This window comes from Domibacillus indicus, from assembly GCF_023715895.1.
In the GTDB taxonomy this organism is placed as follows: Bacteria; Bacillota; Bacilli; order Bacillales; family Domibacillaceae; genus Domibacillus; species Domibacillus indicus_A.
The window spans coordinates 1-820 of record NZ_JAMBOO010000067.1 but is presented as its reverse complement, the minus strand read 5'-3'; the positions used below and the strand labels follow the sequence as shown (position 1 = coordinate 820).

Annotated in this window: 1 protein-coding gene and 2 tRNA genes; all 3 read left to right on the top strand. The window is 41.3% G+C overall.

All coding sequences use genetic code 11. The annotated features are described in order from the left end of the window. Positions 1–415: 415 nt before the first annotated feature. On the top strand, positions 416–538 hold the full coding sequence (locus tag M3221_RS26460) for a hypothetical protein (RefSeq protein ID WP_285882212.1): 123 nt from the start codon (positions 416–418) through the stop codon (positions 536–538). Positions 539–601: 63 nt separating this feature from the next. After that, positions 602–676, top strand: a tRNA-Asn gene (locus M3221_RS25485). A gap of 18 nt (positions 677–694) precedes the next feature. Next, positions 695–769: transfer RNA gene (locus M3221_RS25480), tRNA-Glu, on the top strand. Positions 770–820 lie beyond the last annotated feature (51 nt).

The following is an 820-nucleotide window of genomic DNA, read 5'->3' as shown; positions in this document are numbered from 1 at the left end:
TGAGTGAAGCGTGCTTTTTTGTTCTTCAGTCGGAAAAATTTCGAACCGGTAATTCAACATCATCTCGATTCACCTCCAGTATTTAACAAATACAGTATACCAAAAAGGAAACATACGTTTCAACTACCAAGCAGCAAACACAAAAAAGTGGCCATTCATCTCCCACTAATTGCGAAGCAATTTGAAGGAGTCTTCTGGCCCGTAATGCGATAAAACGGATCTATTCTTTTGAAAGAATAGATCCGTTTTTTGCGTAAAGAACTAGAGAGAAAGGGGAGATAGAAAAGAGAGAAAATAAGATGAAAAACTTCAGTCGTTTTGGAATCAGACCGTCCGTCCAGCGGAATCCTATCAAAATTAGATCATTAAAAGGGAAGAAAGGCAGCTAGTCTGCCTTGAAGGTGGTTCATCAGAAATGCAGGCAGATGAAGAGAAACTTAGTACTTTATCCAGGGTAGACAGGGATTCTTTAAATGGGGTATCTTCTAAAATAAAGGGAAGAAAAATACAAAGAAAAATTTTTGGAATAAAATTTTGAAAATGTGTTGACTCTATTAGTTGATGGTGTTATTATTTAATAGCTGTCGCTGATACGGACTATTCCGCAGTAGCTCAGTGGTAGAGCAATCGGCTGTTAACCGATCGGTCGCAAGTTCGAGTCTTGCCTGCGGAGCCAATTCAAACAGTATAAAATGGCCCCTTGGTCAAGCGGTTAAGACACCGCCCTTTCACGGCGGTAACACGGGTTCGAATCCCGTAGGGGTCACCATTTTGGAGGATTAGCTCAGCTGGGAGAGCATCTGCCTTACAAGCAGAGGGT